At 66.5% G+C, this 26,441-nt stretch carries 26 protein-coding genes; 10 read left to right on the plus strand and 16 right to left on the minus strand.

Translation table 11 applies throughout. The features are described from left to right. Positions 1 to 7 precede the first annotated feature (7 nt). The 4 genes from ACIGKQ_RS07135 to ACIGKQ_RS07150 form a co-directional block, all read right to left on the minus strand. On the minus strand, positions 8 to 1,480 hold the full coding sequence (locus ACIGKQ_RS07135; protein WP_235724596.1) for a NarK/NasA family nitrate transporter: 1,473 nt from the start codon (positions 1,478 to 1,480) through the stop codon (positions 8 to 10). 173 nt (positions 1,481 to 1,653) lie between these two features. Beyond that, positions 1,654 to 2,508 (minus strand): TIGR02569 family protein, encoded by an 855-nt coding sequence (locus ACIGKQ_RS07140; RefSeq protein WP_235724597.1) that lies wholly within the window; start codon positions 2,506 to 2,508, stop codon positions 1,654 to 1,656. Between the two features lie 94 nt (positions 2,509 to 2,602). Further along, entirely contained in the window at positions 2,603 to 3,778 is a 1,176-nt protein-coding gene (gene moeZ / locus ACIGKQ_RS07145) for an adenylyltransferase/sulfurtransferase MoeZ (protein WP_235724598.1), read from the minus strand. Positions 3,779 to 3,869: 91 nt separating this feature from the next. Beyond that, positions 3,870 to 4,874 (minus strand): DUF3152 domain-containing protein, encoded by a 1,005-nt coding sequence (locus ACIGKQ_RS07150; RefSeq protein WP_235724627.1) that lies wholly within the window; start codon positions 4,872 to 4,874, stop codon positions 3,870 to 3,872. A gap of 210 nt (positions 4,875 to 5,084) precedes the next feature. Between ACIGKQ_RS07150 and ACIGKQ_RS07155 the strand changes: the two genes are divergently transcribed. Beyond that, on the plus strand, positions 5,085 to 5,747 hold the full coding sequence (locus tag ACIGKQ_RS07155) for a TetR/AcrR family transcriptional regulator (RefSeq protein ID WP_235724599.1): 663 nt from the start codon (positions 5,085 to 5,087) through the stop codon (positions 5,745 to 5,747). Positions 5,748 to 5,859: 112 nt separating this feature from the next. Here the strand turns inward: ACIGKQ_RS07155 and ACIGKQ_RS07160 are convergent, their stop codons facing one another. After that, positions 5,860 to 6,093: a DUF3107 domain-containing protein gene (locus ACIGKQ_RS07160; protein ID WP_235724600.1), complete on the minus strand. Its 234-nt coding sequence runs from the start codon at positions 6,091 to 6,093 to the stop codon at positions 5,860 to 5,862. A 149-nt stretch (positions 6,094 to 6,242) separates the two neighbouring features. Next, positions 6,243 to 6,947 (minus strand): ferritin-like fold-containing protein, encoded by a 705-nt coding sequence (locus ACIGKQ_RS07165; RefSeq protein WP_396572938.1) that lies wholly within the window; start codon positions 6,945 to 6,947, stop codon positions 6,243 to 6,245. Positions 6,948 to 7,286: 339 nt separating this feature from the next. Between ACIGKQ_RS07165 and ACIGKQ_RS07170 the strand changes: the two genes are divergently transcribed. Both ACIGKQ_RS07170 and ACIGKQ_RS07175 read left to right on the plus strand, forming a co-directional pair. After that, positions 7,287 to 8,900, plus strand: a complete 1,614-nt coding sequence (locus ACIGKQ_RS07170; protein WP_396572940.1) for a DEAD/DEAH box helicase — start codon at positions 7,287 to 7,289, stop codon at positions 8,898 to 8,900. 45 nt (positions 8,901 to 8,945) lie between these two features. Beyond that, positions 8,946 to 10,232 carry a hypothetical protein gene (locus tag ACIGKQ_RS07175; protein WP_396572942.1) on the plus strand — a complete coding sequence of 429 codons (1,287 nt, stop codon included), beginning with the start codon at positions 8,946 to 8,948 and terminating at the stop codon, positions 10,230 to 10,232. A gap of 114 nt (positions 10,233 to 10,346) precedes the next feature. Here the strand turns inward: ACIGKQ_RS07175 and ACIGKQ_RS07180 are convergent, their stop codons facing one another. After that, positions 10,347 to 11,138 carry a ParA family protein gene (locus tag ACIGKQ_RS07180; protein WP_235724604.1) on the minus strand — a complete coding sequence of 264 codons (792 nt, stop codon included), beginning with the start codon at positions 11,136 to 11,138 and terminating at the stop codon, positions 10,347 to 10,349. Positions 11,139 to 11,233: 95 nt separating this feature from the next. After that, positions 11,234 to 11,644 (minus strand): hypothetical protein, encoded by a 411-nt coding sequence (locus ACIGKQ_RS07185; RefSeq protein ID WP_396573084.1) that lies wholly within the window; start codon positions 11,642 to 11,644, stop codon positions 11,234 to 11,236. A 180-nt stretch (positions 11,645 to 11,824) separates the two neighbouring features. Between ACIGKQ_RS07185 and ACIGKQ_RS07190 the strand changes: the two genes are divergently transcribed. Further along, the gene (locus tag ACIGKQ_RS07190; RefSeq protein WP_396573086.1) at positions 11,825 to 12,784 is read left to right on the plus strand and encodes a diacylglycerol/lipid kinase family protein; all 960 of its coding nucleotides are present in this window, start codon (positions 11,825 to 11,827) and stop codon (positions 12,782 to 12,784) included. Here the strand turns inward: ACIGKQ_RS07190 and ACIGKQ_RS07195 are convergent. Beyond that, a complete protein-coding gene (locus ACIGKQ_RS07195) occupies positions 12,697 to 13,965 on the minus strand; it encodes an MFS transporter (protein ID WP_396572943.1) in 1,269 nt (422 codons plus the stop codon). The genes ACIGKQ_RS07190 and ACIGKQ_RS07195 overlap by 88 nt on opposite strands. A 406-nt stretch (positions 13,966 to 14,371) precedes the next feature. Here ACIGKQ_RS07195 and ACIGKQ_RS07200 point away from each other — a divergent pair, with 406 nt between their 5' ends. Beyond that, positions 14,372 to 14,626, plus strand: a complete 255-nt coding sequence (locus tag ACIGKQ_RS07200; protein WP_005170735.1) for a WhiB family transcriptional regulator — start codon at positions 14,372 to 14,374, stop codon at positions 14,624 to 14,626. A gap of 105 nt (positions 14,627 to 14,731) precedes the next feature. Here the strand turns inward: ACIGKQ_RS07200 and ACIGKQ_RS07205 are convergent, their stop codons facing one another. Both ACIGKQ_RS07205 and ACIGKQ_RS07210 read right to left on the minus strand, forming a co-directional pair. Then, positions 14,732 to 16,237, minus strand: a complete 1,506-nt coding sequence (locus tag ACIGKQ_RS07205; protein WP_235724607.1) for a sensor histidine kinase — start codon at positions 16,235 to 16,237, stop codon at positions 14,732 to 14,734. Positions 16,238 to 16,292: 55 nt separating this feature from the next. Continuing rightward, complete coding sequence (locus tag ACIGKQ_RS07210; protein WP_235724608.1) at positions 16,293 to 16,508, minus strand: biotin/lipoyl-binding carrier protein; 216 nt, start codon at positions 16,506 to 16,508, stop codon at positions 16,293 to 16,295. Between the two features lie 107 nt (positions 16,509 to 16,615). Between ACIGKQ_RS07210 and ACIGKQ_RS07215 the strand changes: the two genes are divergently transcribed. Continuing rightward, a complete protein-coding gene (locus tag ACIGKQ_RS07215) occupies positions 16,616 to 16,690 on the plus strand; it encodes a 50S ribosomal protein bL37 (RefSeq protein ID WP_370452957.1) in 75 nt (24 codons plus the stop codon). Between the two features lie 212 nt (positions 16,691 to 16,902). Here ACIGKQ_RS07215 and rsrA read toward each other — a convergent pair whose 3' ends face one another. Together rsrA and ACIGKQ_RS07225 are read right to left on the minus strand one after the other, a co-directional pair. Continuing rightward, positions 16,903 to 17,214: a mycothiol system anti-sigma-R factor gene (gene rsrA / locus ACIGKQ_RS07220; protein WP_266062344.1), complete on the minus strand. Its 312-nt coding sequence runs from the start codon at positions 17,212 to 17,214 to the stop codon at positions 16,903 to 16,905. Beyond that, positions 17,211 to 18,110, minus strand: a complete 900-nt coding sequence (locus ACIGKQ_RS07225; RefSeq protein WP_396572947.1) for a sigma-70 family RNA polymerase sigma factor — start codon at positions 18,108 to 18,110, stop codon at positions 17,211 to 17,213. Before ACIGKQ_RS07225 ends, rsrA begins: the two co-directional genes overlap by 4 nt. A 159-nt stretch (positions 18,111 to 18,269) precedes the next feature. On the opposite strand from ACIGKQ_RS07225, the gene ACIGKQ_RS07230 reads away from it, so the two are divergent. Continuing rightward, positions 18,270 to 18,767: an aminoacyl-tRNA deacylase gene (locus ACIGKQ_RS07230; protein ID WP_235724611.1), complete on the plus strand. Its 498-nt coding sequence runs from the start codon at positions 18,270 to 18,272 to the stop codon at positions 18,765 to 18,767. Positions 18,768 to 18,854: 87 nt separating this feature from the next. Next, positions 18,855 to 19,679, plus strand: coding sequence for an SOS response-associated peptidase (locus tag ACIGKQ_RS07235; protein WP_235724630.1), 825 nt, complete (start codon positions 18,855 to 18,857; stop codon positions 19,677 to 19,679). A gap of 11 nt (positions 19,680 to 19,690) precedes the next feature. On the opposite strand, the gene ACIGKQ_RS07240 is transcribed toward ACIGKQ_RS07235, so the two are convergent. Next, positions 19,691 to 20,719, minus strand: coding sequence for a zinc-binding alcohol dehydrogenase family protein (locus ACIGKQ_RS07240; RefSeq protein WP_396572950.1), 1,029 nt, complete (start codon positions 20,717 to 20,719; stop codon positions 19,691 to 19,693). A 77-nt stretch (positions 20,720 to 20,796) separates the two neighbouring features. Next, positions 20,797 to 22,290 (minus strand): NAD(P)/FAD-dependent oxidoreductase, encoded by a 1,494-nt coding sequence (locus tag ACIGKQ_RS07245; RefSeq protein WP_287017018.1) that lies wholly within the window; start codon positions 22,288 to 22,290, stop codon positions 20,797 to 20,799. A 205-nt stretch (positions 22,291 to 22,495) separates the two neighbouring features. Between ACIGKQ_RS07245 and ACIGKQ_RS07250 the strand changes: the two genes are divergently transcribed. Then, complete coding sequence (locus ACIGKQ_RS07250) at positions 22,496 to 22,918, plus strand: globin domain-containing protein (protein WP_287017017.1); 423 nt, start codon at positions 22,496 to 22,498, stop codon at positions 22,916 to 22,918. Positions 22,919 to 23,014: 96 nt separating this feature from the next. After that, a complete protein-coding gene (locus ACIGKQ_RS07255; RefSeq protein WP_266062336.1) occupies positions 23,015 to 24,286 on the plus strand; it encodes an MFS transporter in 1,272 nt (423 codons plus the stop codon). Here the strand turns inward: ACIGKQ_RS07255 and malQ are convergent. Further along, on the minus strand, positions 24,278 to 26,425 hold the full coding sequence (gene malQ, locus ACIGKQ_RS07260; RefSeq protein ID WP_266062333.1) for a 4-alpha-glucanotransferase: 2,148 nt from the start codon (positions 26,423 to 26,425) through the stop codon (positions 24,278 to 24,280). The genes ACIGKQ_RS07255 and malQ overlap by 9 nt on opposite strands. Positions 26,426 to 26,441: the final 16 nt, after the last annotated feature.

Raw genomic sequence — 26,441 nt, forward strand, 5'->3', positions numbered from 1 at the left:
GTCTGGCTCAGGCCATCGCCTTGTCGGCGGGCCCGGAGCCGTCTGTCGTCTCGCCGGCACCGACCGTGTCGGCGGCGACCTGCAGATCGGTGGTCTCGCTGATCACCATCGGACGTCGGACGTAGAACACGTAGGTGATGACTCCAGCGAGAACGTAGAAGCCCATGAAGATCCAAAAGGCAACGGTCGCCGACTGATTCGACTGATAACTCGCCCGCAGCACCAGGTTGATGCCGACGCCACCGAGACCGCCTGCCGCACCGGCGATGCCGATGAGGGCGCCGGACATGCTGCGCGACCACTTGGTCTTGCCCAACGCGTTCAGGCCGGTGAGCTCCTTGGACTTGTTCTCCCAGATGGTCGGGATGATCTTGTAGACCGAACCGTTTGAGATTCCCGAGAGCAGGAACAGCAGGATGAAGCCGACGACGAATGCGCTGAGCACACCCCCGCTGATCTGACCATTGCTGTCGGCGACGGTACCGGCGATGACCAGGATCGCGGCGGACAGCGTCATCGCGGCAAAGCAGTACAGCGTCACCTTGCCGCCGCCGACGCGGTCGGCGAGTTTGCCGCCGTAGGGGCGCGACACAGAGCCGAGCAGCGGCCCGATCCAGGCGATCGTGGCGGCGGCCAGCGCGGGCTTCTCGGCGCCGGCCTCGGTGAAGCTGATGTTGAGGACCTGCGCGAAAGCAAATCCGAAACCGATGAACGATCCGAAGGTGCCGATGTAGAGCAGGCAGATCAGCCAGGTGTCCTTGTGCCGGAGGCAGTCGATCATCGCGCGGCCGCTGGAAGTCTGGTGATCGAGGTTGTCCATGTAGATCGCCGCGCCGACACCGGCCACGGCGAGAGCCACCAGATAGATGGCACAGACGATCTCAGGCTGATCGGAGGCGAGCCAGATGACCGCGAGGCCGATGAGCTGCACCACCGGCACACCGATGTTGCCGCCGCCGGCGTTGAGACCCAGCGCCCAGCCCTTGAGCCGCTGCGGATAGAAGGCGTTGATGTTGGTCATCGACGAGGCGAAGTTGCCGCCACCGAAACCGGTCAGTGCGGCGACGCCGAGGAACCAGCCGAATCCGAACTCGCCCGGGTTCATCATCAGCATCATGGTCAGCGCCGTCGGGATCAGCAGCACGATGGCGCTGAAGATCGCCCAGTTGCGGCCACCGAACCGCGCGGTCGCCTGGGTGTAGGGAATGCGCAGGCAGGAGCCGACGAAAGTGGCGGTCGCCGCGATGATGAACTTCTGATCGAGGCTGATGCCATACTCCGGTCCCATGAACAGGGCCATCACCGAGAACAGCGACCACACCGAGAAGCCGACGTGCTCGCAGATCACCGACCACACCAGGTTTCGCTTGGCGATGGCGGCGTTGCCGTTGTCCCAGGCAGTGCGGTCCTCGGGATCCCAGTCGGTGATCCGGTGGTCACGCGCGAGCGCGGTCCGCACGGATGCGGGAAGTACGGGCATGAGTCATCCAATCGTTGTTGTGGACGCAGTGACCGACGACTCTGTCGGACGATTGGACTCAAAGTTAGGCAGCGTGTGTTGCCGGGATTTTCCCTCGCGTGACCGAAGAGTCACGTTGTGCTCACATCGCGAGGGCGCGCGTGTGAGAAGGACCAGAAGACTCTGACCTGCGCCTACAGCATCAAGCGCACGAGATCGACGACCCGCTGCAGCCCGGGTAGTGCGCCGGCGGTGGCACGCGGATGTAACGCGTGGACCGCCAGACGGAACATGGTTGCCCGCAGCATCATCTGCGGCCATTCCGGCTGATCCGCCCAGCGTCGCACGAGGTCGTCGTCAGCGCCACCCCAGGCGAGCGAATCCACCACAACCACCGCTGACGCCCACGACGCGGGCCGCCAGTACGGCACGATGTCGGTGATGCCCGGCGCGGCGGCACCGGCGAACAGGACGGTGCCGAAAAGGTCACCGTGCACCACTTGCGACTGCAGCGACACGTTCTTACGAAGGGTGGCAAGGGTTTTCAGCATCTCGACGCTCTGCGCACCATCCGGCGACGTCGGCTCCCCCATGCCGGCCGCCCGGGCCGTGCGCAACGGGACGTCCTCCCACGCCGCACGATCGGCGGCGGTGAACACGTCGACGTCGGTATGCGGCGGCGCCGGCGATTGCAACAGGAACCGTGGCCGGTCCAGCGTTGCGGTGGCCGCATGCAGGCGATCGGCCACCAGGACGACCTCGTCGTGCCGCGGCTCTGGCGCACCGGCGATATAGGTATCCGCTCGCCACCCGGACACAACATATCGGCCGTCGGTGGCGCGGAACGGTCGCGCGATCCGCAACCCCTCGACGTAGAGCGATTCACGGACCGACGCCGACCATGCGGCCCGCGCGTGGTCGGGCACCAAGGACAAGACGACTTCACCGACCCGCCAACCGCCGACCCAGGAATCGCCCATCTGAATCGGCGGATGTGCGGTCAGCCCGAACGTGTTCAGCACGTGTTCGGGCGGCTCGACGGTGTTCACATCTGCAGAGATTACCGAGCGATGCAGGCAGAATGCGGCAACGACGCGGGCATCTGGTCTGCAATCAAGTCCCGGACCACATGAACGCGCCCGATCAGTAGACCGGCAGCGTCTTGTCCACCTGGTTGGCCCACGCGGTGACCCCGCCCTGCAAGTGCGTGGCATCGGCGAACCCTGCGCGCTTGAGCGCGGCGAGCGCTTCTGCCGAGCGAACACCGGTCTTGCAGTAGAGCACCGTTGGGCGATCCTGCGGCAACTTGGCGAGTCCGACACCGGACAGGATCTCGTCCTTGGGGATGAGCGTGGCACCGTCGATGTGGACGATGTCCCACTCCACCGGCTCCCGGACATCGATGAGAGCGACACGATCGCCGGCGTCGATCTTCTCCTTGAGCTCTGCGGCGGTCAGCGTCGAACCGTCCACGGCATCGGCGGCCTCATCGGAGACCACCCCGCAGAAGTCGTCGTAGTCGATGAGCTCGGTGACCCGCTCACCCTCGGGGTCCTTGCGGATCTTGATGGTGCGGTAGCTCATGTCCAGGGCGTCGTAGACCATCAGGCGACCCAGCAGCGGTTCACCGATGCCACAGATCAACTTGATCGCCTCGGTACCCATGATCGATCCGATCGAGGCGCACAGAATGCCGAGCACACCGCCCTCGGCGCACGAGGGCACCATGCCGGGCGGCGGCGCCTGCGGATACAGATCTCGGTAGTTGAGGCCGCGCCCGTCCGGCGCGTCCTCCCAGAACACCGACGCCTGACCCTCGAACCGGTAGATCGACCCCCACACGTACGGCTTGTGCGCGAGCACGGCGGCATCGTTGACGAGGTAACGCGTCGCGAAGTTGTCGGTGCCGTCGAGGATCAGGTCGTACTGGGAGAACAGTTCGATGGCGCCTTCGGGTTCCAGGCGCTCGTCGTGCAGGTTGACCGTGACGAACGGGTTGATCTCGAGGATGGAGTCGCGGGCGCTCTCTGCTTTGGGCCGGCCGATGTCGGACTGTCCGTGGATGACCTGACGCTGCAGATTGGACTCGTCGACCACGTCGAACTCGACGATGCCGATGGTGCCGACACCCGCGGCAGCCAGGTACAGCAGCGTGGGTGATCCCAAACCACCCGCGCCGATCACCAGCACCTTGGCATTCTTCAACCGCTTCTGGCCGTCCATCCCCACATCCGGGATGATCAGGTGGCGGCTGTATCGGGCCACCTCTTCGTTGGACAGTTCCGCTGCAGGTTCCACCAGCGGGGGCAAGGACGACACGGGCGCCTCCTCCTACGTCGTTGTTCGAGAGCGGTCTGCTGATCACAACAGCCGCGGCGGCACGGTCATTCCGCAGCCACGGATGGCCGCATCACAGGTCGGGGAACGGCCACGGATTCGGCTTGCACACATAGCTGCGATTCGCCTGCATATCGGGGTCGAGCGCCATGATCTCGCTGTTGGCCACCCCGAACGACTGCTGCATCATCACCGGCGCCAGCGCGCCGTTCTCTTTACACGGTTCATGCGCCTCGTACCCGATGCCGTGCCCTGTCTCGTGGTTGATCAGGTACTGCCGGTAGAGAAGGTCGTCACCCTGATATGAGATGGCACCACGTACCCAGCGCGCCTCGTTGAGCGTCACCCGCTCCTCCGGCGGATAGAAGCACGACGTCTCCAGCTGGATCTGGTAGCCGCACAACTCACGTGTCGTGGCCGGCGATGCCAGCGTGATGCGCAGGTCCGGCTCACCGGAGTCAATGCGTCGGAAGCTGACCTTCCCGTCCCCGATCCAACTGCGCGGATTCGCCAGGGTCGCGTCGACCATCTTCGCGAACGACCGATCGCCGCCGAAGTCCTGCGCGTTGATGCCGTTCTCGACCTCGACGGTGTAGGTGTAGACCTCGCCGCCGGTGCCGACCTGCTTGCCGGCCCCGGGCACCACGTGGTAGACCTCACGCCCCTTTTCGGTGTACGGCCCGCCGGCGGGCAGTGTCCCGGCGGGCAATGCCTCGGGTTGGATGGTTCCGGTCGGGGCACCGATCGGCCCGGTCTCCTTGCTCACGTCGGTGTTGCGTGAGGCCGCATCGGGGTTGACGTCCGCGGCGGGCACGAAGGCGGTGTCGTCGGCGGACCGCACGGTGACCACGATGAGCACGACGGTCAGCACGATCAAGACCGGGATGGCATAGGCGCGCCACCCATAGGTGGCGACGAACCGACCCAATGCGCTCTGTTTCTTGCGCTCGGGCTGAGCATCGCGATCGACCCGGATCCGTCCGCTGTCGTCGGTGGGATCCCACCGGGCACGCAGTGGTTGGTCCGGCTTCGGTCTGGCCCGCGGGGGCTCCGCCGACGACCCGGCACCGGTGCGCATGCCCGTGGTCGTGCCGGTTGTCCGCCCGGCCCCGATCCCCCCACCGGTCGCGCCGGGCCCTCCGGCCCCGGGGTACGGCGAGTTCGGCCCGCCTCCTGGGTGACTCACAGCTCAACCTTCTCACAGGTAAACGCGCAGGCGTGGAACGGTGTGTCGCGATGGGGCCGTGCGGCCACGGGACCCGGCATCGTCGCCGAGTACGCTCTACCCATGTCGACCACCACAAACCCGTCGAACGGTGCCGCGCGCAACACCCGACTGCCGCGCAGTGCCCGGCGTATGCAGCTGCTCGATGCAGCGAGCGAGATCTTTGTGGAGCGCGGCTACCACTCTGCGGGCATGGACGAGATCGCCGTGCATGCCGGAGTCAGCAAGCCGGTGCTGTATCAGCACTTCCCGTCGAAACTGGACCTCTACATCGCCGTCGTCGACTCCCACGCCGAGAAGCTCGTCAGCGACGTCAACCGCGCGCTGCTGACCACGACCGACAACAAGCAGCGCGTGCGTGCCGCGGTGGAGGCATTCTTTGACTTCATCGACCAGGACAACTCCGGCTACCGGCTCATCTTCTCCTCCGACGCCAAGGATCCCGCTGTGATCCGGCGGGTGGAGGGAGCCACCGAGGCATGCGTCGACGCGGTCTACGGGCTGGTCATGCACGACTCCGGCCTCGACCCGTACCGCTCGCGGATGCTCGCTGCGGGGCTGGTCGGCGCAAGCCAGGTCAACGCCCGCTACTGGCTCGAGGCAAAACGCCCGGTCGACAAGCGGGCCGCGGTGGACACCACGGTCGCCCTGTTGTGGGGCGGGCTGTCCCACGTGCCGTTGCAGGGCATCGGGACGGGCGACGACGACTCCGACGACCTGGCCTGAGAAGCTCCGAGAAGCGCTCGATACCGCCGCGCTCTCCCCGGAGCCGGCTGCGGAAACGACTTCGGCCGCCGTCGACACTCATCGACAGCGGCCGTACATCGGAGCCGATGGGTCAGGAGGCGACGAAGCCCACCCGCCGGTTCTCGGTACTGCCCACCTCGACGTAGGCGATTTTCGTCACCGGCACCAGGAAGCGCGCGCCCTTGTCGTCGGTGAGCGCGAGCAGTTGTCCGGAACCCGACAGCGCCGCCTCGACCTCCGAGTACGCCTTGTCACTGGTGAGCGTGGTCTGGATGGACAGCTCACGAGGACTGTCGGTGATTCCGATCTTCACTTCAACGGCCATGGCCACCCTTCCGAAGGTCATCCGCCGCGTCGCGGCCAACCGCGCACACGGCACTCAACTGTCTGCTGATCCAGGCTAGATCAGACCCGATCGCCGACGACATCGGCTCCGCTCACAGCGCAACACGCGAAGCCTCGACCCCACCCGACCTATCCACCGAGACCGAGTTCGGCCATCCGGGTGGCGTGGTCGGCGGTGATCGCATCGAAGAATCCGGCAATACCCTGAAGCGATGCCGAACCGGCGAACAGCAGGTCGGTGACCTCCTCCTCGGCAGCGAGCACCCACTGGGCGTGCGTGACGGCCTCGCCGAGCAATCTCCGGCCCCACAGGATCAGCGGCGATCTCAATGACGGGTCGGCGGCGACGGCGGCCGCGACCTGGTCGCGCGCGAACCGGGAGTTGGCCGTCTCGGCCATCACCTCGCGGATGACGGTCTGCGCATCGGCGGGCAGAACCCCCGAGACCTCGGTGTAGAAGTCGGCCGCGAGCCCGTCGCCCACATACGCCTTCACCAGCGCCTCATACCAGGTCTTCGGAGTGGTAACACGGTGGTAGTCGTCAAAGATCGATCGGTAACGCTCGACCGCCGCGATCGGGTCGATGCCGCGCGCACAGACCTGCTCGGCCAACGTGTCGTAGTGATTGATCTCCGACGCCGCCATCCGGGCGATGGCCACCTTGCTCGCGACGTCGGGTGCCATCCGGGACTCGTCGATGAGGCGATAGAAAGCCGCGTATTCACCGGCCAGCAAGACGGCGAACAACTTGCCGATGGCACCGCCATCGTCGCTGGTCGCAGCGGTATCTGTGGGATCGGGGGAAACTCCGGATGGGTGCGGCGCAGTCGACATGCTGGTGATGGTATGCGGGCTCTCGACGTTCACCAAGTACACTGGACAACGGTGCACTGACGCGATCATGACGATTCGGTGGCGAACCGACCGGCAACGACTCATCACGGCCGGGCGGAGCGGCCCTTTTCATCGCGCGGTCACCGGACAATGTGCGCGCACTGGTCGCCGGGTGACACTGCCCGAGCGGAGCCACCACACAGTCACCGAGCGCGGTTTGCGCGGTCCGTCCCGGACCCACCGACGCGGCCCGACCAGGGCCCTTCCGGCGCAGGCCGCTCGACCCCACTGTGGTGCCTTTCGTGCGTGCGGGAAATGCAGAAAGGCATACAACCTCACATGAGCGATACCACCGGGACCAACTCCCGTGACGACGTCCAGACGACGATCGTCGACGAAACCCACACCTCCCCCACCTTCGCCGAACTCGGCGTGCACGACAGCATCGTCGAGGCACTCGCTGACGACGGCAAGACACATACCTTCGCGATCCAGGAGCTGACGCTTCCCCTGGCCCTGTCCGGGGACGACCTGATCGGTCAGGCCCGTACCGGCATGGGTAAGACCTACGGATTCGGCGTACCGATGATGCATCGTCTCGCGACTGCCGAGGCATCGGGTCTCCGTCCACTCGACAACACTCCGCGCGCCCTGGTCATCGTGCCGACCCGCGAGCTGTGTCTGCAGGTGACCGGCGACCTCGAGGTCGCGGCCAAGAAGCTCGACGTCACCCTCGCCGACGGCACCACCCGTCCGCTCAAGATCACCTCGATCTACGGCGGGCGCCCCTACGAGTCGCAGATCGCCGACCTCAAGTCGGGCGTCGACTTGGTCGTCGGCACTCCCGGCCGCCTGCTCGATCTCGCCCAGCAGGGCCACCTCATCCTCGGCAAGGTCGGCGTGCTGGTGCTCGACGAGGCCGACGAGATGCTCGACCTCGGGTTCCTGCCCGATATCGAACGCATCATGGCAGCCCTGCCCACACCCCGACAGACCATGCTCTTCTCGGCCACCATGCCGGGTCCGATCGTCACCTTGGCCCGCACGTTCCTGCACCGCCCGACCCACATCCGCGCCGAACACGCCAATGACTCGGCCGTCCACGAGCGGACCACGCAGTTCATCTACCGCGCCCACGCACTCGACAAGGCCGAACTGGTCGCACGCATTCTGCAGGCCGAGGGCCGGGGCGCCACGATGATCTTCACCCGCACCAAGCGCACGGCACAGAAGGTCGCCGACGACCTCGCCGAACGCGGTTTCTCCGTCGGCGCGGTACATGGTGACCTCGGACAGGTCGCGCGCGAGAAAGCACTCAAGCGTTTCCGCAACGGTGACATCAACGTGCTCGTGGCCACCGACGTCGCAGCCCGCGGCATCGACGTGGAGGATGTCACCCACGTCATCAACTATCAGTGCCCGGAGGACGACAAGACCTACGTGCACCGCATCGGCCGCACCGGACGTGCCGGCCGGACCGGCATCGCGATCACCCTGGTCGACTGGGATGAGCTGCATCGCTGGGAGCTGATCAACTCGGCGCTGGGTCTCGATGTGCCGACGCCGGTGGAGACCTACTCGACCTCGGAGCATCTGCGCGAAGAGCTCTCGATCCCGGACTCGGCCACCGGACGAATCGCCACGCCGAAGCCATCCGGTGAGCGCGAGGAGCGCACGAGTAGGTCGCAGCGTCCGAAGTCGAACCGGGTGCGTCGACGTACCCGCGGCGGCAAGTCCTCCGACGGAGCGGCGCGGTCCTCGGACGACGCCGCCGACAATCAGACGTCGGGCAAGAACACCACAGACGCGGGGGCCGGTGCGGCCGACGGTAGCGATTCCGCCGGCGGTGAGCGCCCGCGTCGACGTCGTCGTCGTCGCGGCAGCGCCAAGCGCGGTGCTGCGTCGGGCGACTCACAGCCGGAGAAGACCACGACCGTCGCCGCAGCCGAGTGACCCGTTTCGGCGCTGGTCGACGTGTGAGTGGCGACCGGAGGGCACGTGGCCCGTATTCGACCTGAGCGTCGCACCCCGGTCGACCTGGCGGTCACCGCGGCGATCATCGTGGTCACCGTCGTCGTCGGACTGCTCGTCTGGGCGAACAGTCCGGTCCGGCAGACCGAGAGCGTACAAGCCGTCGCGCCGGTACCCGAGGTCGAGCCGTCGGCGCAGGTGCCCACGGCCCTCACACCTTCGTGGCGGGCGCAGTCGCCGGCCACCCGGATCCCGGCCGTCGCGAACTCGACCGTGGTGACCGCCGACGGCGGCACCGTGGCGGGCCGCGACCCGCGGACTGGACGCGAACTGTGGCGCTACACCCGGAACCTGGACTTGTGCGCGGCGATCGCGGCGTGGCCGGCGAGCAACAACAAGGTGCTCGCCGCCTACCGCAACTCGCGCGGTTGTGGCGAGATCACCGCACTCGATGCTTCCTCGGGACAGCGTACGGGCGGCCGCAGCAGTGACGCCGACGATCGGGTCCGACTCCTGTCGGACTCCGGTTACGTTGTCTCCCAGGGCCCTACACGTCTGGAGACGTGGGGGTCGAATCTGGTGCGCGGAATCGAATACGGCCGGGTGGATGCACCGGTGAACCCGGATGTGCAGCCGGGCCGCTCTGACTGCCAGTTGCTGTCGTCCGCGGTCGGTGGTAGCCGCGTCGCGGTCATCGAGCGCTGCGCCGATGACCCTGGCTACCGGTTGACCGTGCTCGGTGCCGTCCTCGACGACGATGAGGATGTGCAGCAGTACGGTTCATCGATAATCACCGATGGTTCAGCGGGCCCACCGCCGATCCTGATCGCGATGACCAGTTCGACCATCGCGGTCTACGACGGCGGCGGCGACCCGCCGCTTCCCGACGCGGACACCCCGACGCCTGACGGCAATCGAACGCCGACGATCCGGCAGTTCTCCTCGAACGGAGCACCCACCGCCACGAACACTGTCAACGGGGTGCAAGCACCCCCCGGTGATGGAGTCGTCGTCACCGGCGGCGGCCTGACCACCTTCTACACCGGCACGGCCACCGTGGTGCTGGACGCTTCCGATCTTCGGCCCATCTACCAGATCCCCGGCACCATCGGGACGGGCGAGGTCATGGCCGGCCAGCTGCTCCTGCCGACCGCCGACGGCGTCAGCGTCCGCGACGGGGCCACCGGCCGCGAACTGCGCGCGATGACCCTGCCGCGAGACGGCCGCCGCGACGAGCCGGTGGCTCTGCGGGTGCTGGGCGCCGACGTCATCGAACAGTGGGGGCCAACCGTCACGTCCTACTCCCCTGCCTGATCCCGGCCGTACGATGCCGGGTCGTCACACACCCCGCTCGGGAGCATCGTCGGCGCTGCGCACCCGGCTGGTCACGCAGGAGTGCTGCGCCGCTCATAGATACAGATTCAGACGTCAGGCGGTGTCGAAAGTCTGGACCGGTGTCCCGGCCTCCCAATGCTTCCAGAGATTCTCGGCCAGTCCACGATAAGCGTTGGCGCCCTTGTTCTTCCGGCCGCGCATCACCGACGTGCCCGACGCCGACGCCTCGGCGAACCGCACCGTACGCGGTATCGGTGGGTCCAGAACCGGCAGGTCGTAGCGGTCGGCGACATCACCGAGCACGTCACGGCTGTGGGTGGTGCGCGCGTCATAGAGGGTGGCCACCGCGCCCAGGGTCGTCAACGCCGGGTTGGTGATCTGTTGCACCTCGTTGACTGTGCGCAACAGTTGCCCGACGCCGCGGTGGGCCAGCGTCTCGCACTGCAGCGGAACCACCACCTCGTCGGCGGCGGTGAGCCCGTTGAGGGTGAGCACACCCAGTGACGGTGGACAGTCGATCAGGATGACGTCGTAGTCCTCGGCGACCTCGGCGAGTGCGCGTTTGAGGGCGTACTCCCGCCCCGGCCGCATCAACAACAACGCCTCGGCGCCGGCCAGGTCGATGGTCGCCGGCAACAGCGTCACGTTGTCGTCGGTGTCGAGCAACACGTCGGCGATCTCCTCCTCACCCAATAACACGTCGTGCACCGACGACTCCAGCTGGTCGGGGTCGTGCCCGAGTGAGAAGGTAAGACAGCCTTGGGGATCGAGATCCACCACGAGTACCGACACGTCAAGGTCGGCCAGCGCCGCACCCAATGACGCGACAGTGGTGGTCTTGGCGACCCCACCCTTCTGATTCGCGATGGCCAGCATGCGGGTCATGGCCTCAACTGTACGGCCGATCACTCACCCCGTCTGGGGTAACCCGCGTTACCGACCGGCCCGAGTCGAACCGGCCGTGATCGGTACCGCGCGGGTCAGCGTCGTCGTCGCGAGCCGGCTCCCGACTCGGGGGTGTCGTCGGTGGTGTACTCGCCGACCAGCCATCGCGTGGATGCCGGACTGAAGATCAGCACCAGCACGGCCAGCGCCGCGATGGCCAGCGGGATACCGAACCACGGCTGCCCGCTGTCGGTCAGCAGCGCATAGGCAACCGGCAGTAGCAGGATCTGGGCGACCACCGAGATCGCCCGTCCCCATCGGCGACCTGTCAGCAGGGCGATGCCGCCGATCAACACTCCGCCGCCGATGATGCCGAACCATGCCGCAGTGCCGTAGCCGCTGATGAACGCCTCCCGATGGCCCGCCGCCTCGCGGATGGCGAGAACAATCGCGACGACGACGGCGACGGCGCCCTCCAGCGCGGTCACCGCACCGGCCGCTCGCACGGTGGTCGGCGGTCGCTGCGCCGCCGCGGAATCGGCCCCCGACTGCCCGTCACCACCTGTTGCGCGACCGGCGCCCTGCTTGCTGCTCACCACTCCAGACTATGGGTGGCGAGCGACGACGGAGATGGGCGGGTGCACGTCACACGCCCGGACCCCATATCGTGGGATCTCGTGCGCATGATGCTCATCGTCAACCCCTTCGCCACCGCGACCACCCCGGCCGGCCGCGACGCTCTGGCGCACACGCTGAGTTCACGGTTCGCCCTCGACGTCGAACACACCACCCATCGTGGTCACGCCCACGAGCTGGCCGCCCGTGCGGTCGACGAAGGATTCGACGTGGTGCTCGTCCACGGTGGCGATGGCTCGGTCAACGAAGCGGTCAACGGCATCCTGGGGCCGCCGAGCACCATGCCAGATCCCGACCGCCGGCTACCGGCGCTCGGCGTCATCCCGGGCGGCAGTGCCAACGTCTTCGCGCGCACCCTGGGTATCGAACCCGATCCACTCGCGGCGACCGCTCAGCTCAGTGGACTGCTAGAGGCCGGCGGGTGCCGGCGCATCGGCCTGGGACACACCCGCGATCGGTGGTTCCTGTTCAACACCGGTATGGGAATGGATGCCGTCGTCGTGCATGCGATGGAGGACAAGCGGCATGCCGGCAAGGCGGCCACGCCGATGCGCTACCTGTGGACGACTGTCGCGTCCTTCCTGCGCAATGCGATGGACCGTTCGTCGTTCACCGTCGAATTGCCCGGCCTCGACCCGATCGACGGCGTCCGGTTCGCGTTCGTGTCGAACACGAGTCCGTGGACCTACCTGGGCGACTTCGAGATCCGCACCAATCCGACGACCGGCTTCGACACGCGACTCGGGGTGTTCGCGGCCACGTCGACAGGCGTCGCCCGCAATATCCCGCTGGCCGCCCGGCTGCTCAGCCATCGCACGCCGAAAGCGCGCCATCTGCATCGCGACGACGACGTCGCCTGGGTGCGGTTCCGCGCCGAGGAACCCATCGACGTCCAGATGGACGGCGACTACATCGGCGCCCATCATGCGGTCGATTTCGGGTATCGCGCCGACGCTCTCGCCGTGGTGGCCCCCACTCCGACGCCGAGCAGCACACCCAGCACGGCATAGGGCACCGCCGCGACGGCGAACAACACCGATGGGGGCCACCAGCCCGATCCCAGCGCCCAGGCACCGAACGCCACCACGGCGATCACCTCCTCCCCCACGCCGACCACCGACGAGGTGGTGGCCCTTACTTCGGACCGAACCCGCCGCTGCATCATCGCCTCGGCCATCACGAACGCCCAGCCGAAGATCGCGAAGGCACCCGCAACCAACACGATTCCGGCCGGATGGGCCCACCACGAGCCGACTGCCAGTGCCGCTGCGCCCAAGAGCAGCCACGGCGCCGTGCCCCGCGCGGTGAGCCGCTCGATTCGGGTCCGCTGTGCCGCCCAGCCACCGACGATGTCCCCGACGGCAACCACGATCATCGCAACGGGGACCCCGATGGAAGGGGGCCATCCCCACCGGCCCCCATGCCACATCTCGTCGGCGAGCAGCGGCAGATACTCGTCAAGTGCTGATACCCAGGTGAGCGCGATCACCAGCAGAAACAGCCCGCCCAGCGCCCGGTCGGTGCACAGCATGCGGATGGCCGTCACCGAGACGGTCCACGCGACGCCGTGCTCGGCATCCGTTTCCCGGTCGGCTCCGTCGCCGTCGCCTCGCGCGAGATCGTCCACGTCACCGACGGGTGCCCGCTCTTCGGGCAGTGCCCACGACGCGACCGCGCAGACCACGCACGCCGCGACGCTCGCCGCGCCGGCCGCCTGGTATCCGCCCCACGCCGCCAACGGCACCGCCGACACCGTGCCCACCAGCACACCGCAGGCACCGAATGCGCGCAGTCGGCCGGCCAGCGCCGCATAGCGCACGGCGTGCCCTCGGGCGGCCAGGGTGTCGTAGAGCAGCGCTTGCGTCGTGCCGGAGCGCAGCGCCGAGCCCGCCGACCACAACACGAAGCCCGCAGCGAACGCCCCGAACGACGGCCACCAGGTCCACAGCGCAAAGCCTGCCCCGGTCACCAGCGGACCCACGACGAGCAGCGGGCGACGCGAGACACGGTCGGCAAGTAGCCCGGTCGGGATCTCGAAGAGAAAGGAGCACGCCGACCAGATGATGAACAGCACGGAGATCGACGCGGGTGAGAGTCCGGCCCCGACGACGTCGGGGTCGGCGAACATGACCGCATACAGTGGGTAGAGCGGGATCGCGTCCTCGGCCAGTGCCGCGACCGAGGCGGCCACGCTCAGCCGGTCGGCGCCCTCAGCCCGTCGCCGGGAGCGCTGTCGGTGTGATGAGGATCAACGTCGTCGTCGTGGCATGCCTCACAGACTACCGACTATGACTCGAAGACCACCAGGGATTTCTTTCGGCGACCAGCGAAAATCACACCAAAGCAGCCACAAACCCCAGTAGAGTAGTACATCGGTGCGCAACCAAGTGCAGCCACCCCCCTCGGGGAGGGTCACCGAACAGTGATATTGCACACGTGTTAACGGAACACCATTGACTTCGCCTGGATTCGTGAAAGTATTCACAAGCAACAGTGCGGAAACATTTGGTGGGTCCGCGTGAACTAGCGGTTACAGCCACAACAAACCAGACATTGGTAGTTGTCGAGTGGTGCGTCAAGCACCTGAAGGAGAAGGAATGGACTGGCGTCACAAAGCAATCTGTCGCGACGAAGATCCGGAGCTGTTCTTCCCGGTGGGGACCAGCGGACCGGCCATCGCACAGATCGCTGATGCGAAGCTCGTCTGCGCCCGGTGCCCCGTCACGGCCGAATGCCTCTCGTGGGCCCTGGAGTCCGGGCAGGACGCAGGCGTCTGGGGAGGAATGAGCGAGGACGAGCGGCGCGCGCTCAAACGGCGCACCGCGCGGACGCGGACGCGGAGCAGCGTCTGACAGGGGCCACAGCCTCCAGTCGCCACGGCGACATCGAAGAGACCCGGCCCCGGCCGGGTCTCTTCGTCTGTGGGACATACGATCTCGGCCATCAGCAGGTTCGCTTCAGCGCAACGGGATCGTCACACTCACCTCGGCGCCCCGGCCCGCGGGATTCGCTCCCATGGCCAGGGTGCCACCGAGTTCGATCGACACCATGGTCTGCACGATCTGCAGGCCGAGTCGATCCGAGGTGCTCATGTCGAAATGAGCGGGTAGCCCGAAACCATTGTCACGTATGGCGATACGGAGTGTTCGGACATCCCGGTGGGCCACGATCTCGATCTCGCTGTCGGCGGCGCCATCATCGAAGCCGTGCTCGATCGCGTTCTGGATCAGTTCTGTGAGCACCATCACCAGCGGCATCGCGAGCTCCGCCGAGAGCACACCGAGTCGATCACGATGCCGCACTTGCACTCTGGCATCCCTGGAGGCGACATCGACCAGGATCGGCACCAACCGATCGACGACCTCGTCGAGATCAACCTCCTCGTCAACACTGCCGGAGAGCAATTCGTGCACGAGGGCGATAGACGCCACCCTGCGTACCGCCTCGGTCAGCGCGCCGCGCGCCTCCGGGTTGGAGGTGCGCCGTGCCTGCAGACGCAACAGCGCCGACACCGATTGCAAATTGTTCTTGACCCGATGGTGGATCTCGCGGATCGTCGCATCCTTGCTGATCAACGCGAGGTCACGTCGTTTGACCTCGGTGACGTCGCGGATCAACACCACCGCGCCGGTATCGACGGCCCGCGGATGCAGCGGTACCGCACGGATGAGCACGGTCGCCCGACTGGCATCGGCCTCCATCCGCATCCCGACGTCGCGGTACGGCGTCACCGGCGGCGCGGTGACCCCCGCTGCCGCATCGATCATGGTGGCCACATCCTCGGATTCGAACCGATCGGTCAACAACGCCGACGTCACCTCCGACAGCCGGGTGTGCGTCAGTTCCGCACTCCACCCCATCCGGTGGAACGCAGACAACGCGTTGGGGCTGGCATAGACGACCATCCCGTGCTCGTCGACCCGGACGAATCCGTCACCCGCGCGGGGTGTGGACAGACCGCGCGGATTGCCCTCTTGATGCGGAAAGGTCCCATCGGCGACCATCTGACACAGATCGTTCGCCGAGTCCTGATAGGCCAGCTCGAGAGGTGACGGCAACCGTGGATGGGTCAGATCCACCGCGCGCGTGAGAACCGCGATCGCTCCGTCGGCGCCGGGAAACCCCACCGGAACCGCTTCGCGACGAATCGCCACCGAACCGAACCACTCCGGGTCCTCGTCACGCAACACCCGGTCGGCGAAGAATGCCCGGTCCAGTTGCGAATTCATCGCGCGGTCGGCCACCGAACCGACCTCATCGCTCGGAAAGACGGTCGACGCGGTGTTCGGGCGACATTGTGCCACCGTCACCATGTCGCCGTTCTCGGTCCGCACCGACATCAGCAGGTCCGCGAACGACAGATCGGCCAGTAACTGCCATTCCGCGACCAGACGCTGCAGGTGGGCTGCCGCGGCGTCGGACAGCTGCGTGTGTTCTGCCAGAAGATCTGCCAGCGTCGACATAGCTGGGGCTACTCAGCCGAGCGGTCCGGCGAACGCAATCGCCTGCCCGCACCGTTCATTCGTAGACGGCGATGATGTCGCCGGCCTGGATCACATCACCGACCACGACCTTGACATCGGCCAAGGTGCCCGGTTCCTCCGCCAGGACCGGGATCTCCATCTTCATCGATTCGAGGAGCACCAGGGTGTCGCCCACCTCGACCTGCTGCCCGGCGCTCGCCCGTACTTCCAGCACGCTGGCGACGATCTCCGCCACGACGTCTTCAGCCATGGTCATAACCTAGCCGACGCACACGGCGGCGCGACGACAGGCGATTGTGATCACGCATGCCACACGTGGGACAATCAGACCCGCACACAGTACGAAGGAGGTCCGTCATGGGCAAGCGCGGACGCAAGAAGCGCGCTCGTAAGAAGAACGCTGCCAACCACGGCAAGCGTCCCAACTCCTGAGTTTCGACTCGGGTAGCGAGCTTGAGGGTGTGGTCTGACGCGGTACGCGTCGAGAGAACCCGAAAAAACGCCGAGAGCATCCACCTTTGGAACAGAGAGTCACTTCTCTGCGAAGGGGTGGATGCTCTCGGCGTTTTTTCGGGTTCTCTCGACCGCCGTGGGGCAGGTGAGGTGCGGACGTCACCAGCCCGTGGTGACGTCGCCCAACCGGGTCAGTCGGTACCCGACTCCCGCACGATCACGGTCCGACGGATCTCGACACGCAACCGCTCACGCAGCCCTTCGGGTGCGTGATCGCCGCCGCACTTCCGGTTGATCAGAGTCTTCATCTGCTGCTCGATGCCGTAATGGGCAAAACACGATGGGCAGGTGTCGAGATGCTCCTGCAGACGTGACCGTGCATCGGCATCGCACTCGTCGTCGAGGAGCAACCAGACATCCGCGATCACCGCGGAGCAGTCGAGTTCGACGAACTCAGGATCCATGTCGCCACCCTGATCATCACTTCGCTGTGTGCCGCTCATCTCTTCACCCCGCTCTCGGAGTTGCGTGCGGCGCGGTTGAAGCCGCGCTCACGGGCGACGTCGGCGAGTAGATCGCGCAACTGGCGCCGGCCACGATGCAGCCGGGACATGACGGTTCCGATCGGCGTGTCCATGATCTCCGCGATCTCCTTGTAAGGCAGACCTTCCACGTCGGCGTAGTACACCGCCATCCGGAAGTCCTCCGGGAGTTCCTGCAGCGCGGCCTTGATGTCGTCGTCGGGTAGGGCTTCGAGCGCCTCGATCTCCGCTGAGCGAAGTCCGGTCGACGAGTGTTCGGCCGTCGCCGCCAACTGCCAATCGGTGATCTCGTCAGTGGGATACTGCGCCGGTTGACGCTGCTTCTTGCGATATCCGTTGATGTAGGTGTTGGTCAGGATCCGATAAAGCCACGCCTTGAGGTTGGTGCCCTCCCGGAAGGACGAGAAGGCCGAGAAGGCCTTGACGTAGGTCTCCTGAACCAGGTCTTCGGCATCGGCCGGATTACGGGTCATCCGCAGTGCTGCGCCGTACATCTGGTCGAGCAACGGCAACGCGTCACGCTCGAAACGCTCCGTCAACGCCTCGGGCGACTCGCCCGGATCGGCTCGGCGCGGCGCCTGCGACCCGACTCTGGATGTGCGCTTCGAGTCCGCATCGGCCGCATCGGCGGGCGCCTGGTCCTGCGACTCGGGTTCGGTCACTACGATCCCTTCGGTGACGGCGTTCGCTGGGATCGAGGTCGGTGCCCGCAGCACCCATCGGGTGTCCGGGGCCACGATCCCGTTGGAGATCCCACTGTCGGACCAGCTTACCGATGCCGCGCCGGGCGCGACGCCCACCTGGGATGCTGACTCGTGAACCGCGCTGGTGGGTTCGACCAGACCAGTGCTACTCATATGGCTGTTCGACCTTCCGTGTGAGTCGGGAATGTTCGGTTGACGAGCGGCCACCGCCGGTTGCCCGCGTCGTCGACACATGCGTCAACAGTGTGTGCACGGCAAATGTTCCATGCGATGTACGGATCGGCAGCACAGCCAGCAGAACGGAGCGAGATGATGGCCGCAACACCCGCGGTGACGGCACTCGAACGCGCAGGTATCGCCTACAGCGTGCACCGCTACACCCACGACAAGAACAGCGACGCGTACGGCGCCGAGGCGGTCGCTGCGCTCGCCGATGCCCTCGGGATAAGTCCGGATCAGGTCTTCAAGACCTTGGTGATCGATCTCGGCGGTCACCTGGCGGTCGCAGTGGTGCCGGTACCGCGCCGACTGTCGCTGAAAGCAGCCGCCGCGGCGTTGGCAGATGTCACCAAGGGCACATCCAAGGCGGCGATGGCCGCCGAGAAGGCGGTCACCCGCTCGACCGGCTACGTCTTCGGCGGGGTGTCACCGCTCGGCCAGCGCACGGCGCTGCCCACGGTCGTGGACAGATCCGCGCTCGACTGGTCGACGGTGTACTGCAGTGCCGGTCGGCGGGGTATGGAGATCGGACTCGCTCCCGGCGACCTCGTCGCGGCGACGAATGCCGTGACCGCCGACATCGCGGTGTGAGTGATCGCCGTGTGAGGGGTCGCGGTGTGAGTGTCAGTGGAATCGTGTCATGGGTCCGTGTCGGGGGTTCGTGCCAGCATGGAGACCATGTGCGGACGATATGCGGTGACCACCGACCCGGCGAAGCTCGCCGCGGAGATCGATGCGATCAACGAGGTGCCCGTTCCCCTCGACCCGGCGGGCGACGAATCGGCTGATGACAAATCGGCGAAGGACGGGTCCGCGAACAATGAGCCAGTGTCGGCCGAACGAGGCACGTCCGGACGGTCCCCCGGCCCGAACTACAACGTCGCACCCACCACCACGGTGATGACCGTGGTGCGGCGTCACGCACCCGACGATGCCGACGACGACCCGGCGCTGCGCATCCGCGCGATGCGCTGGGGCCTGGTGCCGCCATGGGCCAGGGAGGTCGGCAAAGGCCCGCTGCTGTTCAACGCTCGCGCGGAGAGCGCGGCGGAGAAGAGTTCGTTCCGCTCCTCGGTGAAGTCCAAGCGGTGTCTGGTCCCGATGGACGGTTGGTATGAGTGGAAGAAGGGCCCCGCCGATGCGAAGGGCAAACCCACCAAGGTGCCGTTCTTCATGTCCCCCCACGATGGGACCCGACTATTCATGGCCGGTCTGTGGTCGGTGTGGCGCCCGAAGGACGCCGCACGGGACACACCACCGTTACTGAGTTGTTCCATCCTCACGACCGACGCCGTCGGACACCTGCGCGATATTCACGACCGCATGCCGCTGATCATGCCCTTCGAGAATTGGGATCCGTGGCTCGACCCGGACCACACCGCCCCCGCCGAACTGTTCGCACCGCCGAGCGAGGCGATCGCCGACGCGATCGACGTCCGCGAGGTGGCCCCGCTGGTGAACCGGGTTGCCAACAACGGGCCGGAACTGTTGGAACCGGTCTGAGCGGCCCGCGGTCAGTCGGGCACGAGGACCGCGGCACCGTCGAAGCGTCCCGCTTTCAGGTCGGCGAGCGCCTCATCAGCCCCCGACAGCGGATAGGGGTGGGTGGTCGCGTGCACGCCATGGCGTGCGGCAAGTGTCAGGAACTCCTCGCCGTCGGCCCTGGTGTTCGCGGTGACCGAGCGGATCTCTCTTTCGTAGAAAAGCTCTCGCTGATAGTTCAGCGGCGGAACATCACTCAGGTGAATGCCCGCAATGGCCAGGACGCCACCGCGATCGAGGACGCGCATCGCCACCGGCACCAGCTCACCCACCGGAGCGAATGTGATGGCGGCGTCCAGTGGCTCCGGCGGGGCAGCGTCGGTGGCGCCCACCGACGTCGCCCCCAGGCGTCGCGCTAGCTCCCGTGACTGTTCGCCGCGGGTCATCACATGCACCCTGGCGCCCAGGGCGATCGCGACCTGCGCACAGAGGTGTGCACTGCCACCGAAGCCGTAGAGGCCCAATCGGTGCGGGATCTCGAAGCCGAACTCGGCACCCAGGTCGGGCCGGCTCGCCCGCTTGAGCGCACGATAACCGATGATGCCGGCGCAGAGCAGCGGGGCCGCGGCGACGGTCTCCAGGTCGGCGGGCAGGCGATACGCGAACGGCGCAGGCACGGTGGTGAAGTCGGCATAGCCGCCATCATGGTCCCACCCGGTGTAGGACGATGCCGGACAGAGATTCTCGTCGCCACGCCGACAGTAGTCGCAAGTGCCATCGGTTCGGTGCAGCCACGCCACCCCGACGCGGTCACCGACGGCGAACTCGGTGACCCGCGCACCCAGCGCTGCCACCTCCCCCACTACCTCGTGCCCAGGGGTCACCCGATCTCGATGCAGTGGGAGATCCCCTTCGGCCACATGCAGATCGGTGCGGCACACGCCGCATGCGAGGACACGAACGAGCAGTTCGTCGTCACCCACCACCGGCACATCTTTGCGCACCAACCGCAGCGGGTGGTGCTCGATCGGCGCCGGAGCGCTCACTTCCCAGGCACGCATGATTCTAGGATATGGCGGCATTGCTGCGGCGATGGGGCGTCGGCAGCATGTCCCCGACCCAGCCCGCTGACGGTGGGTCAGCGGTACCGATAGTCGTCGAGCGGGAACCCGTCCATCTCGCGCCGCGTGGACAGAGTGGAACTCGGCCGCAACAACGCCGCCTCACCGTGCTGGTTGAAGTAATAGCTTCGGGCCGACGAACAGTCGCCGTTGTAGAACACCGAGGACTGCAACTTCTCGGTGACCCGGGCCAGGAATTCCGCGTTGGCCTCCTCGGTCACTTCGAAGGTCGTGGCCTGCCGCTGCCGCAACTCACCGAACAGCCGACGGATGTGGGTCATCTGCCCTTCGATCGTCGTGAAGTACGACAACCCGCTGTAGGAGTACGGACTGTTCAGCGAGAGCAGGTTGGGGAAACTCGGCATGGCGATACCCTCGTACGCCTGAAACCGGTTCTCTCGCCACCAGGTGCCGAGATCGCGTCCATCCCGCCCGACGATGTCGAACGCCGGAAAGTTGGTTCCCCAGAGATCGAAACCGGTGGCCAGGACCAGAACGTCGACCTCGGTGCGGTCGCCATCGGTGGTGATGATCGCTCCCGGTTCCACCCGGTCGATGGAGCTCGTCTGCAGAGAGACATGCGGATCGTTGAAGGCGCGCAGGTAGCTGTTGGAGAACGTCGGCCGTTTGCAGCCGAAGTCGTACGTCGGAGTCAGTGCCGCTCGGGTACTCCGGTCGCGCACCTGGGCGCGCAGGTGCGCACGCGCCAACAGCTCTGCTCCCCGGTTGCCGATTCTGGCCTGCTTGAAGTGCAGGACCCCGAACACCATCAGGGCCTCGAGTGCGGCGGTGTTCACCATCCGGGCCAGGCGCTGGGTAATCGGCACCCGGGCGAAGATCTTCTGGACAGGCGCCGGGATTCCGAAATCGACTTTCGGCACCACCCAGATCGGCGTCCGCTGGAACACGGTGAGAGTTTCTGCCTGGCGGGCGATCTCGGGTATCAGCTGGACCGCGGTGGCGCCGGTGCCCACGATCGCCGCCCGCTCACCGGTGAAGTCGTGGCCATCCTCCCAGGCAGTGGTGTGGATGATCTTTCCGCCGAACGTGTCGAGACCCGGAAAGTCAGGCGTGTGCGGTTGGGAGAGGAACCCCGTGGCAGTGACCAGATAGCGGCACGTTCGCGTCGCACCGTCGGCCGTGGCGACCCGCCAGAGTCGCTCGCGCTCATCCCATTCCGCCCGCGTCACCGTGGTGTCGAACTGCATGTGTCGCTTCAGGTCGTAGCTGTCGGCGACGTGATGGGCGTAACGCTTGAGTTCGACTCCCGGCGCGAACAGCCGCGACCAATACGGGTTCGGTTCGAACGAGTACGAGTAGGTGACCGAGGCGATGTCGACGGCCAGGCCGGGATAGTGGTTGACGTGCCAGGTGCCACCGAGATCCTGCTCGCGCTCGAGGATGGCGATGTTCTCGAAACCCAGGCTCTTGAACTCGATTGCGGCACCCAACCCGCCGAAGCCCGCCCCGACGATCACCACATCGTGGTCGGGTCGTGCCGTCTCTGTCATCGCTTCCGCCCCCGGGCCGAATCGTCGATCGTGCTGACCGATGTGAGTGTTACTCCCCGAAACACTAATCGACGAGACGCGACGTGACCAGACCCGTCGGCGACGTCGGTGATCCGAGCGGCTGTGAGGTTGGTGTTACCGGTGCGGCGACCCGTTGTGCCGTCGCGGTAATTGCCAGGTAACAGCGGTTCACCACGATCGTCGCATGGACAAAATTCTTCTCGAGCGCAGTCTGGCGCTGGTGGACCTACCCGACGACGGCCTCACCGTCCGGTTCTATGAGGTGCTCTTCGAGCGATATCCCGAGGTACAACCCATGTTCAGTCGGGGCGTGCGTCCGCAAGCCGCGATGTTGCGCACGGCCATCATCGCGGTGGTCGATCATCTCGAGGATTCCGCGTGGCTCTCGTCGACACTGGGCACGCTGGGCCGCCGTCACGCCGAGTTGGGGGTGACCGAACCGATGTACGGCGCGGTCGCCGAGTGCATGATCGCCACCATGTCCGAAGTCGGCGACCCGCATTGGACCGCGGAGATGACCGCGGCGTGGTCGGAGGTGCTGTCGGCAGTGGCGTCGCTGATGGTCGCGGCATACCCCGACGAGGCCGACGCGTCGGGCGCAGCCTGACGATCGCCGCGGCCGACACCGACACCGACACCGACACCGAAGTGGACACCGGAGCTGCGCGGGAATACGGCCGCGACATCCGACGCTGGCACAGTCATGCCGCAGACCGGGAGCAGCCACACACAGACGGCCCCAGCGCAACGACGAGAACGGTCACGTGGGCGTTCGTTCGCCGCGGCCGCACTCGCCTTCGCCGTCGTCATGCTCGGCACCACCCTGCCCACCCCGCTCTATGCCATCTACGCGGCCGAGCTCGGCTTCGGCGTGGTCACCACCACGGTGATCTTCGCGATCTACGCCGCCGGCGTGATCGCCGCACTGATCGTGTTCGGTCGCTGGTCCGATGCGGTGGGACGACGGCCACTGCTACTCGCCGGCGCACTGCTCTCGGCAGCCAGCGCCGTGGTGTTCCTCACCGCAGGACCCGTGTGGCAGTTGATGATCGGCAGGGTGCTGTCCGGTTTGTCGGCGGGAATCTACGCCGGCGCCGCAACCGCGGCCATCATCGAACTGGCACCCCGGGGCTGGCAGGGCCGGGCACCCGCCATCGCCACCGCCGCCAATATCGGGGGTCTGGGGTTGGGGCCGCTGATCGCCGGACTCCTCGCTCAATTCGCACCCGCCCCGCTCCGCCTTCCATTTGCGCTCGATCTGGTGCTGCTGGCACCGGTCCTCGTCGGGATCTGGTTCCTGACGGAATCGGTTGATGTCCGCGCCGGGACGCGCCTGGGTTTGCAGCGGCTGTCGGTTCCCGCCGAGGTCCGAGGCGTCTTCGTGCGTGCGGCCATCGCGGCCTTTGCCGGGTTCGCGGTGATGGGCACCTTTACAGGTGTGACCCCGTCGTTCGTGTCGCAGATACTCGGCATCGACTCGCACGCGATCGCCGGCATCCTGGTGGCGGTGCTGTTCTTGACCTCGGCGTTGACCCAGATCGTCGGGCGTTCACAGCTTACGGAGCGGTCCCTGATCGTCGGATGCGCAGTCCTGGTCGTCGGAATGGCCGTGCTGGTGAGCGGGCTGCTGGTCCCATCGTTGGCCATCCTGTTCCTCGGCGCGATCATCAGCGGAATCGGTCAGGGACTCTCCTTCAGCAAGGGGTTGGCCGCGGTCGTCGCGGCCAGCCCATCCGACCGGCGCGCCGAAGTCACCTCGACCTATTTCGTGGTCGCCTATGTGGCGATCTCGATCCCGATCGTCGGTGAGGGTTTCGCCGCGGCCCACTGGGGGCTGCGCACCTCCGGGATCGCATTCAACATCGCGGTCGGTGTTCTCGCCCTCATCGCTCTGGTATTGACCCTGGTGGCGGTGCGCTCCGATCACGGCCCCGGGCCGCGGCACACCGCCTCCCGGGGTGACCACTCAATGTGACCCGACGCCCTGCTCCGTCAGTGCGTCGACCAGACTCGCGAAGCGCGCATTGCTGGCCAGATCCTCGACGAGAACCACCTGGCCGTTCTCGTCGGCGAGCGGGATGCACCAGTTCGGGTACTGCGACGAATCGGTGCCGGGCTGGTTCTGAATCCGACGCTCCCCCACCGCATCGACCAGCGCCACACTCAACAGCACAGACGGCGTCTGCGCGATGAGTCGGTACAGCGCTTCAACCGTCTCCTGCCCGGTCGGTGCGGCGTCGGGCGGTAGCAGTCCACGGGATCGGGCCAGATTCAGTACGGCGTCGCGGTCACGTTCGTCACGTGCGCGTTCGGCCGCCTCACCGGTCTCCAGCAACCCCAACCGAGAACGCAATTCGATGTGGTCACCGGCGAGGTAGCCCACCGTGGGTGGCAGGTCGTGAGTCGTCACCGACGTCAGGCACAATTGCCGGTACTCCTCCGGCGGCACCGGCGCATCGGCACCGTGTTCGAACCACAAGATCGAGGTACCCAGTATTCCGCGCTCGGTGAGCGCCTGCTGCACATACGGTTCGAAGACTCCGAGGTCTTCACCGATCACCACGGCACCGGCCCGTTCGGCCTCCAACGCCAGTATGCCGATCAGCGCGTCGTGGTCGTAATGGACATAGGTGCCCGCTGCCGGGCTCTTGCCGTCGGGAATCCACCAGAGCCGGAACAACCCCAGGATGTGGTCGACCCGCAGACCGCCCGCATGCCGCAGGACCGTACGCAGCATGTCGCGATACGGCTCGTATCCGGCCTCGGCCAGGCGGCGCGGGTCCCACGGAGGCTGGTCCCAGTTCTGTCCCTGCTGATTGAAACCGTCGGGCGGCGCCCCGACAGTCGCGCCACGGGCGAGCACATCGCCGAGCATCCACACATCGGCACTGTGCCGAGCCACCCCGACCGCGAGGTCGGCGATGATCCCGATCCGCATGCCCGCCGACAGAGCGGCATGCTGTGCATCGGCGAGTTGCTGATCGCAGATCCATTGCAGCCACATGTAGAAGTCGACGCGGTCGGCCAGCTCTCGGCGCTTACGCTTGACGAAGTCCTTGTCCCGCAAGCGCGTCGTCCACTTGGGGCTGTCGGAGCCGAAATGCTCGGCCAGCGCACACCAGGTGGCGAAGCGGCGCAGCCCCTTGCCCTCACGCCGCCGAAACGATCGGTAGGCAAAGTCCCGCTCGTCTGATCGCGGCTGGTCGTGGATCATCTCCAACGCGCTCATCTTGGCCCGGAACGATTTGTTGCGCTTGATCTTGTCGGTGGCGAGGTTCTCGTCGAAAAAGGCTCGCTCCAGCGTCTTGAGGTGTTTACGTGCCCGTTTGTCCAGTCTCGCGACCTCGGGGATGTCGCCGACCCGGATGTAGAGGGGATTGACGAACCGCCGGGTCACCGGCAGGTACGGGGACTGTTCGATGGGTGCGGTCGGTTGCGCCGCGTGCAGCGGGTTGACCTGGACGAAATCTGCCCCATGACTACTGGCCGCGGCCTCGCAGATGCCCGCGAGGTCGGCGAAATCGCCGACTCCCCACGACCTCGACGAGCGGACCGAATACAGCTGGACGGCCACGCCCCAACGCCGACCGTCTAGCAGGCCATCAGCGGTCGACAGCCGCCGAGGCGTCACGATCAGCGGCCGATCCACGGTCTGTTCGGTGGCCGGATCGAGGGCATGCACCCGGTGATAGCCCGGTTCGATATTCGCGGGGACCTCGAAGGTCGCCCGACCGATGAGTACCCCGTCGACCTCGCGCGGTTCGACCCACTCGTCGACCTGTGCGGGCTGCTCGGTGCGTCCGTCCTCGGTGACGATCCAGACATGAAGCGGATCCCAGTGCGGCACATGGGCGATGAACCGGGTCCGGGCGCCTTCGACGGCCACCGTCACCGGCGGCAACATCTCCCGCCACGGCGCATCGTCGAGGTGCGCGTGGGCCGCGGCGATCTCCTCGGAGCCATCGGCGGCCACGCCCAGCGAGGCGAGCACCGCCACGATCGTATCCGAACTCACGTGATGGTCGAGTTGATCCCAGCCCACATACCGATCGGCGACGCCACAGCGTCGGGCCAGCTCCACCAGGTCCTCGCGCGCCCCATCGTCGGTCGTCACGAGATGAATCGTCTCA

Source organism: Gordonia sp. NPDC062954, assembly GCF_044543825.1.
Taxonomy (GTDB): Bacteria; Actinomycetota; Actinomycetes; order Mycobacteriales; family Mycobacteriaceae; genus Gordonia; species Gordonia tangerina.

Coding starts and splice junctions, on each gene's coding strand:
- ACIGKQ_RS07135 (WP_235724596.1), bottom strand. CDS start 1,480: ATGCCCGTACTTCCCGCATCCGTGCGGACCGCGCTCGCGCGTGACCAC.
- ACIGKQ_RS07150 (WP_235724627.1), bottom strand. CDS start 4,874: ATGCGCACCGGTGCCGGGTCGTCGGCGGAGCCCCCGCGGGCCAGACCG.
- ACIGKQ_RS07155 (WP_235724599.1), top strand. CDS start 5,085: ATGTCGACCACCACAAACCCGTCGAACGGTGCCGCGCGCAACACCCGA.
- ACIGKQ_RS07160 (WP_235724600.1), bottom strand. CDS start 6,093: ATGGCCGTTGAAGTGAAGATCGGAATCACCGACAGTCCTCGTGAGCTG.
- ACIGKQ_RS07165 (WP_396572938.1), bottom strand. CDS start 6,947: ATGTCGACTGCGCCGCACCCATCCGGAGTTTCCCCCGATCCCACAGAT.
- ACIGKQ_RS07170 (WP_396572940.1), top strand. CDS start 7,287: ATGAGCGATACCACCGGGACCAACTCCCGTGACGACGTCCAGACGACG.
- ACIGKQ_RS07180 (WP_235724604.1), bottom strand. CDS start 11,138: ATGACCCGCATGCTGGCCATCGCGAATCAGAAGGGTGGGGTCGCCAAG.
- ACIGKQ_RS07190 (WP_396573086.1), top strand. CDS start 11,825: ATGCTCATCGTCAACCCCTTCGCCACCGCGACCACCCCGGCCGGCCGC.
- ACIGKQ_RS07200 (WP_005170735.1), top strand. CDS start 14,372: ATGGACTGGCGTCACAAAGCAATCTGTCGCGACGAAGATCCGGAGCTG.
- ACIGKQ_RS07205 (WP_235724607.1), bottom strand. CDS start 16,237: ATGTCGACGCTGGCAGATCTTCTGGCAGAACACACGCAGCTGTCCGAC.
- ACIGKQ_RS07210 (WP_235724608.1), bottom strand. CDS start 16,508: ATGGCTGAAGACGTCGTGGCGGAGATCGTCGCCAGCGTGCTGGAAGTA.
- rsrA (WP_266062344.1), bottom strand. CDS start 17,214: ATGAGCGGCACACAGCGAAGTGATGATCAGGGTGGCGACATGGATCCT.
- ACIGKQ_RS07225 (WP_396572947.1), bottom strand. CDS start 18,110: ATGAGTAGCACTGGTCTGGTCGAACCCACCAGCGCGGTTCACGAGTCA.
- ACIGKQ_RS07230 (WP_235724611.1), top strand. CDS start 18,270: ATGGCCGCAACACCCGCGGTGACGGCACTCGAACGCGCAGGTATCGCC.
- ACIGKQ_RS07235 (WP_235724630.1), top strand. CDS start 18,855: ATGTGCGGACGATATGCGGTGACCACCGACCCGGCGAAGCTCGCCGCG.
- ACIGKQ_RS07240 (WP_396572950.1), bottom strand. CDS start 20,719: ATGCGTGCCTGGGAAGTGAGCGCTCCGGCGCCGATCGAGCACCACCCG.
- ACIGKQ_RS07245 (WP_287017018.1), bottom strand. CDS start 22,290: ATGACAGAGACGGCACGACCCGACCACGATGTGGTGATCGTCGGGGCG.
- ACIGKQ_RS07250 (WP_287017017.1), top strand. CDS start 22,496: ATGGACAAAATTCTTCTCGAGCGCAGTCTGGCGCTGGTGGACCTACCC.
- ACIGKQ_RS07255 (WP_266062336.1), top strand. CDS start 23,015: ATGCCGCAGACCGGGAGCAGCCACACACAGACGGCCCCAGCGCAACGA.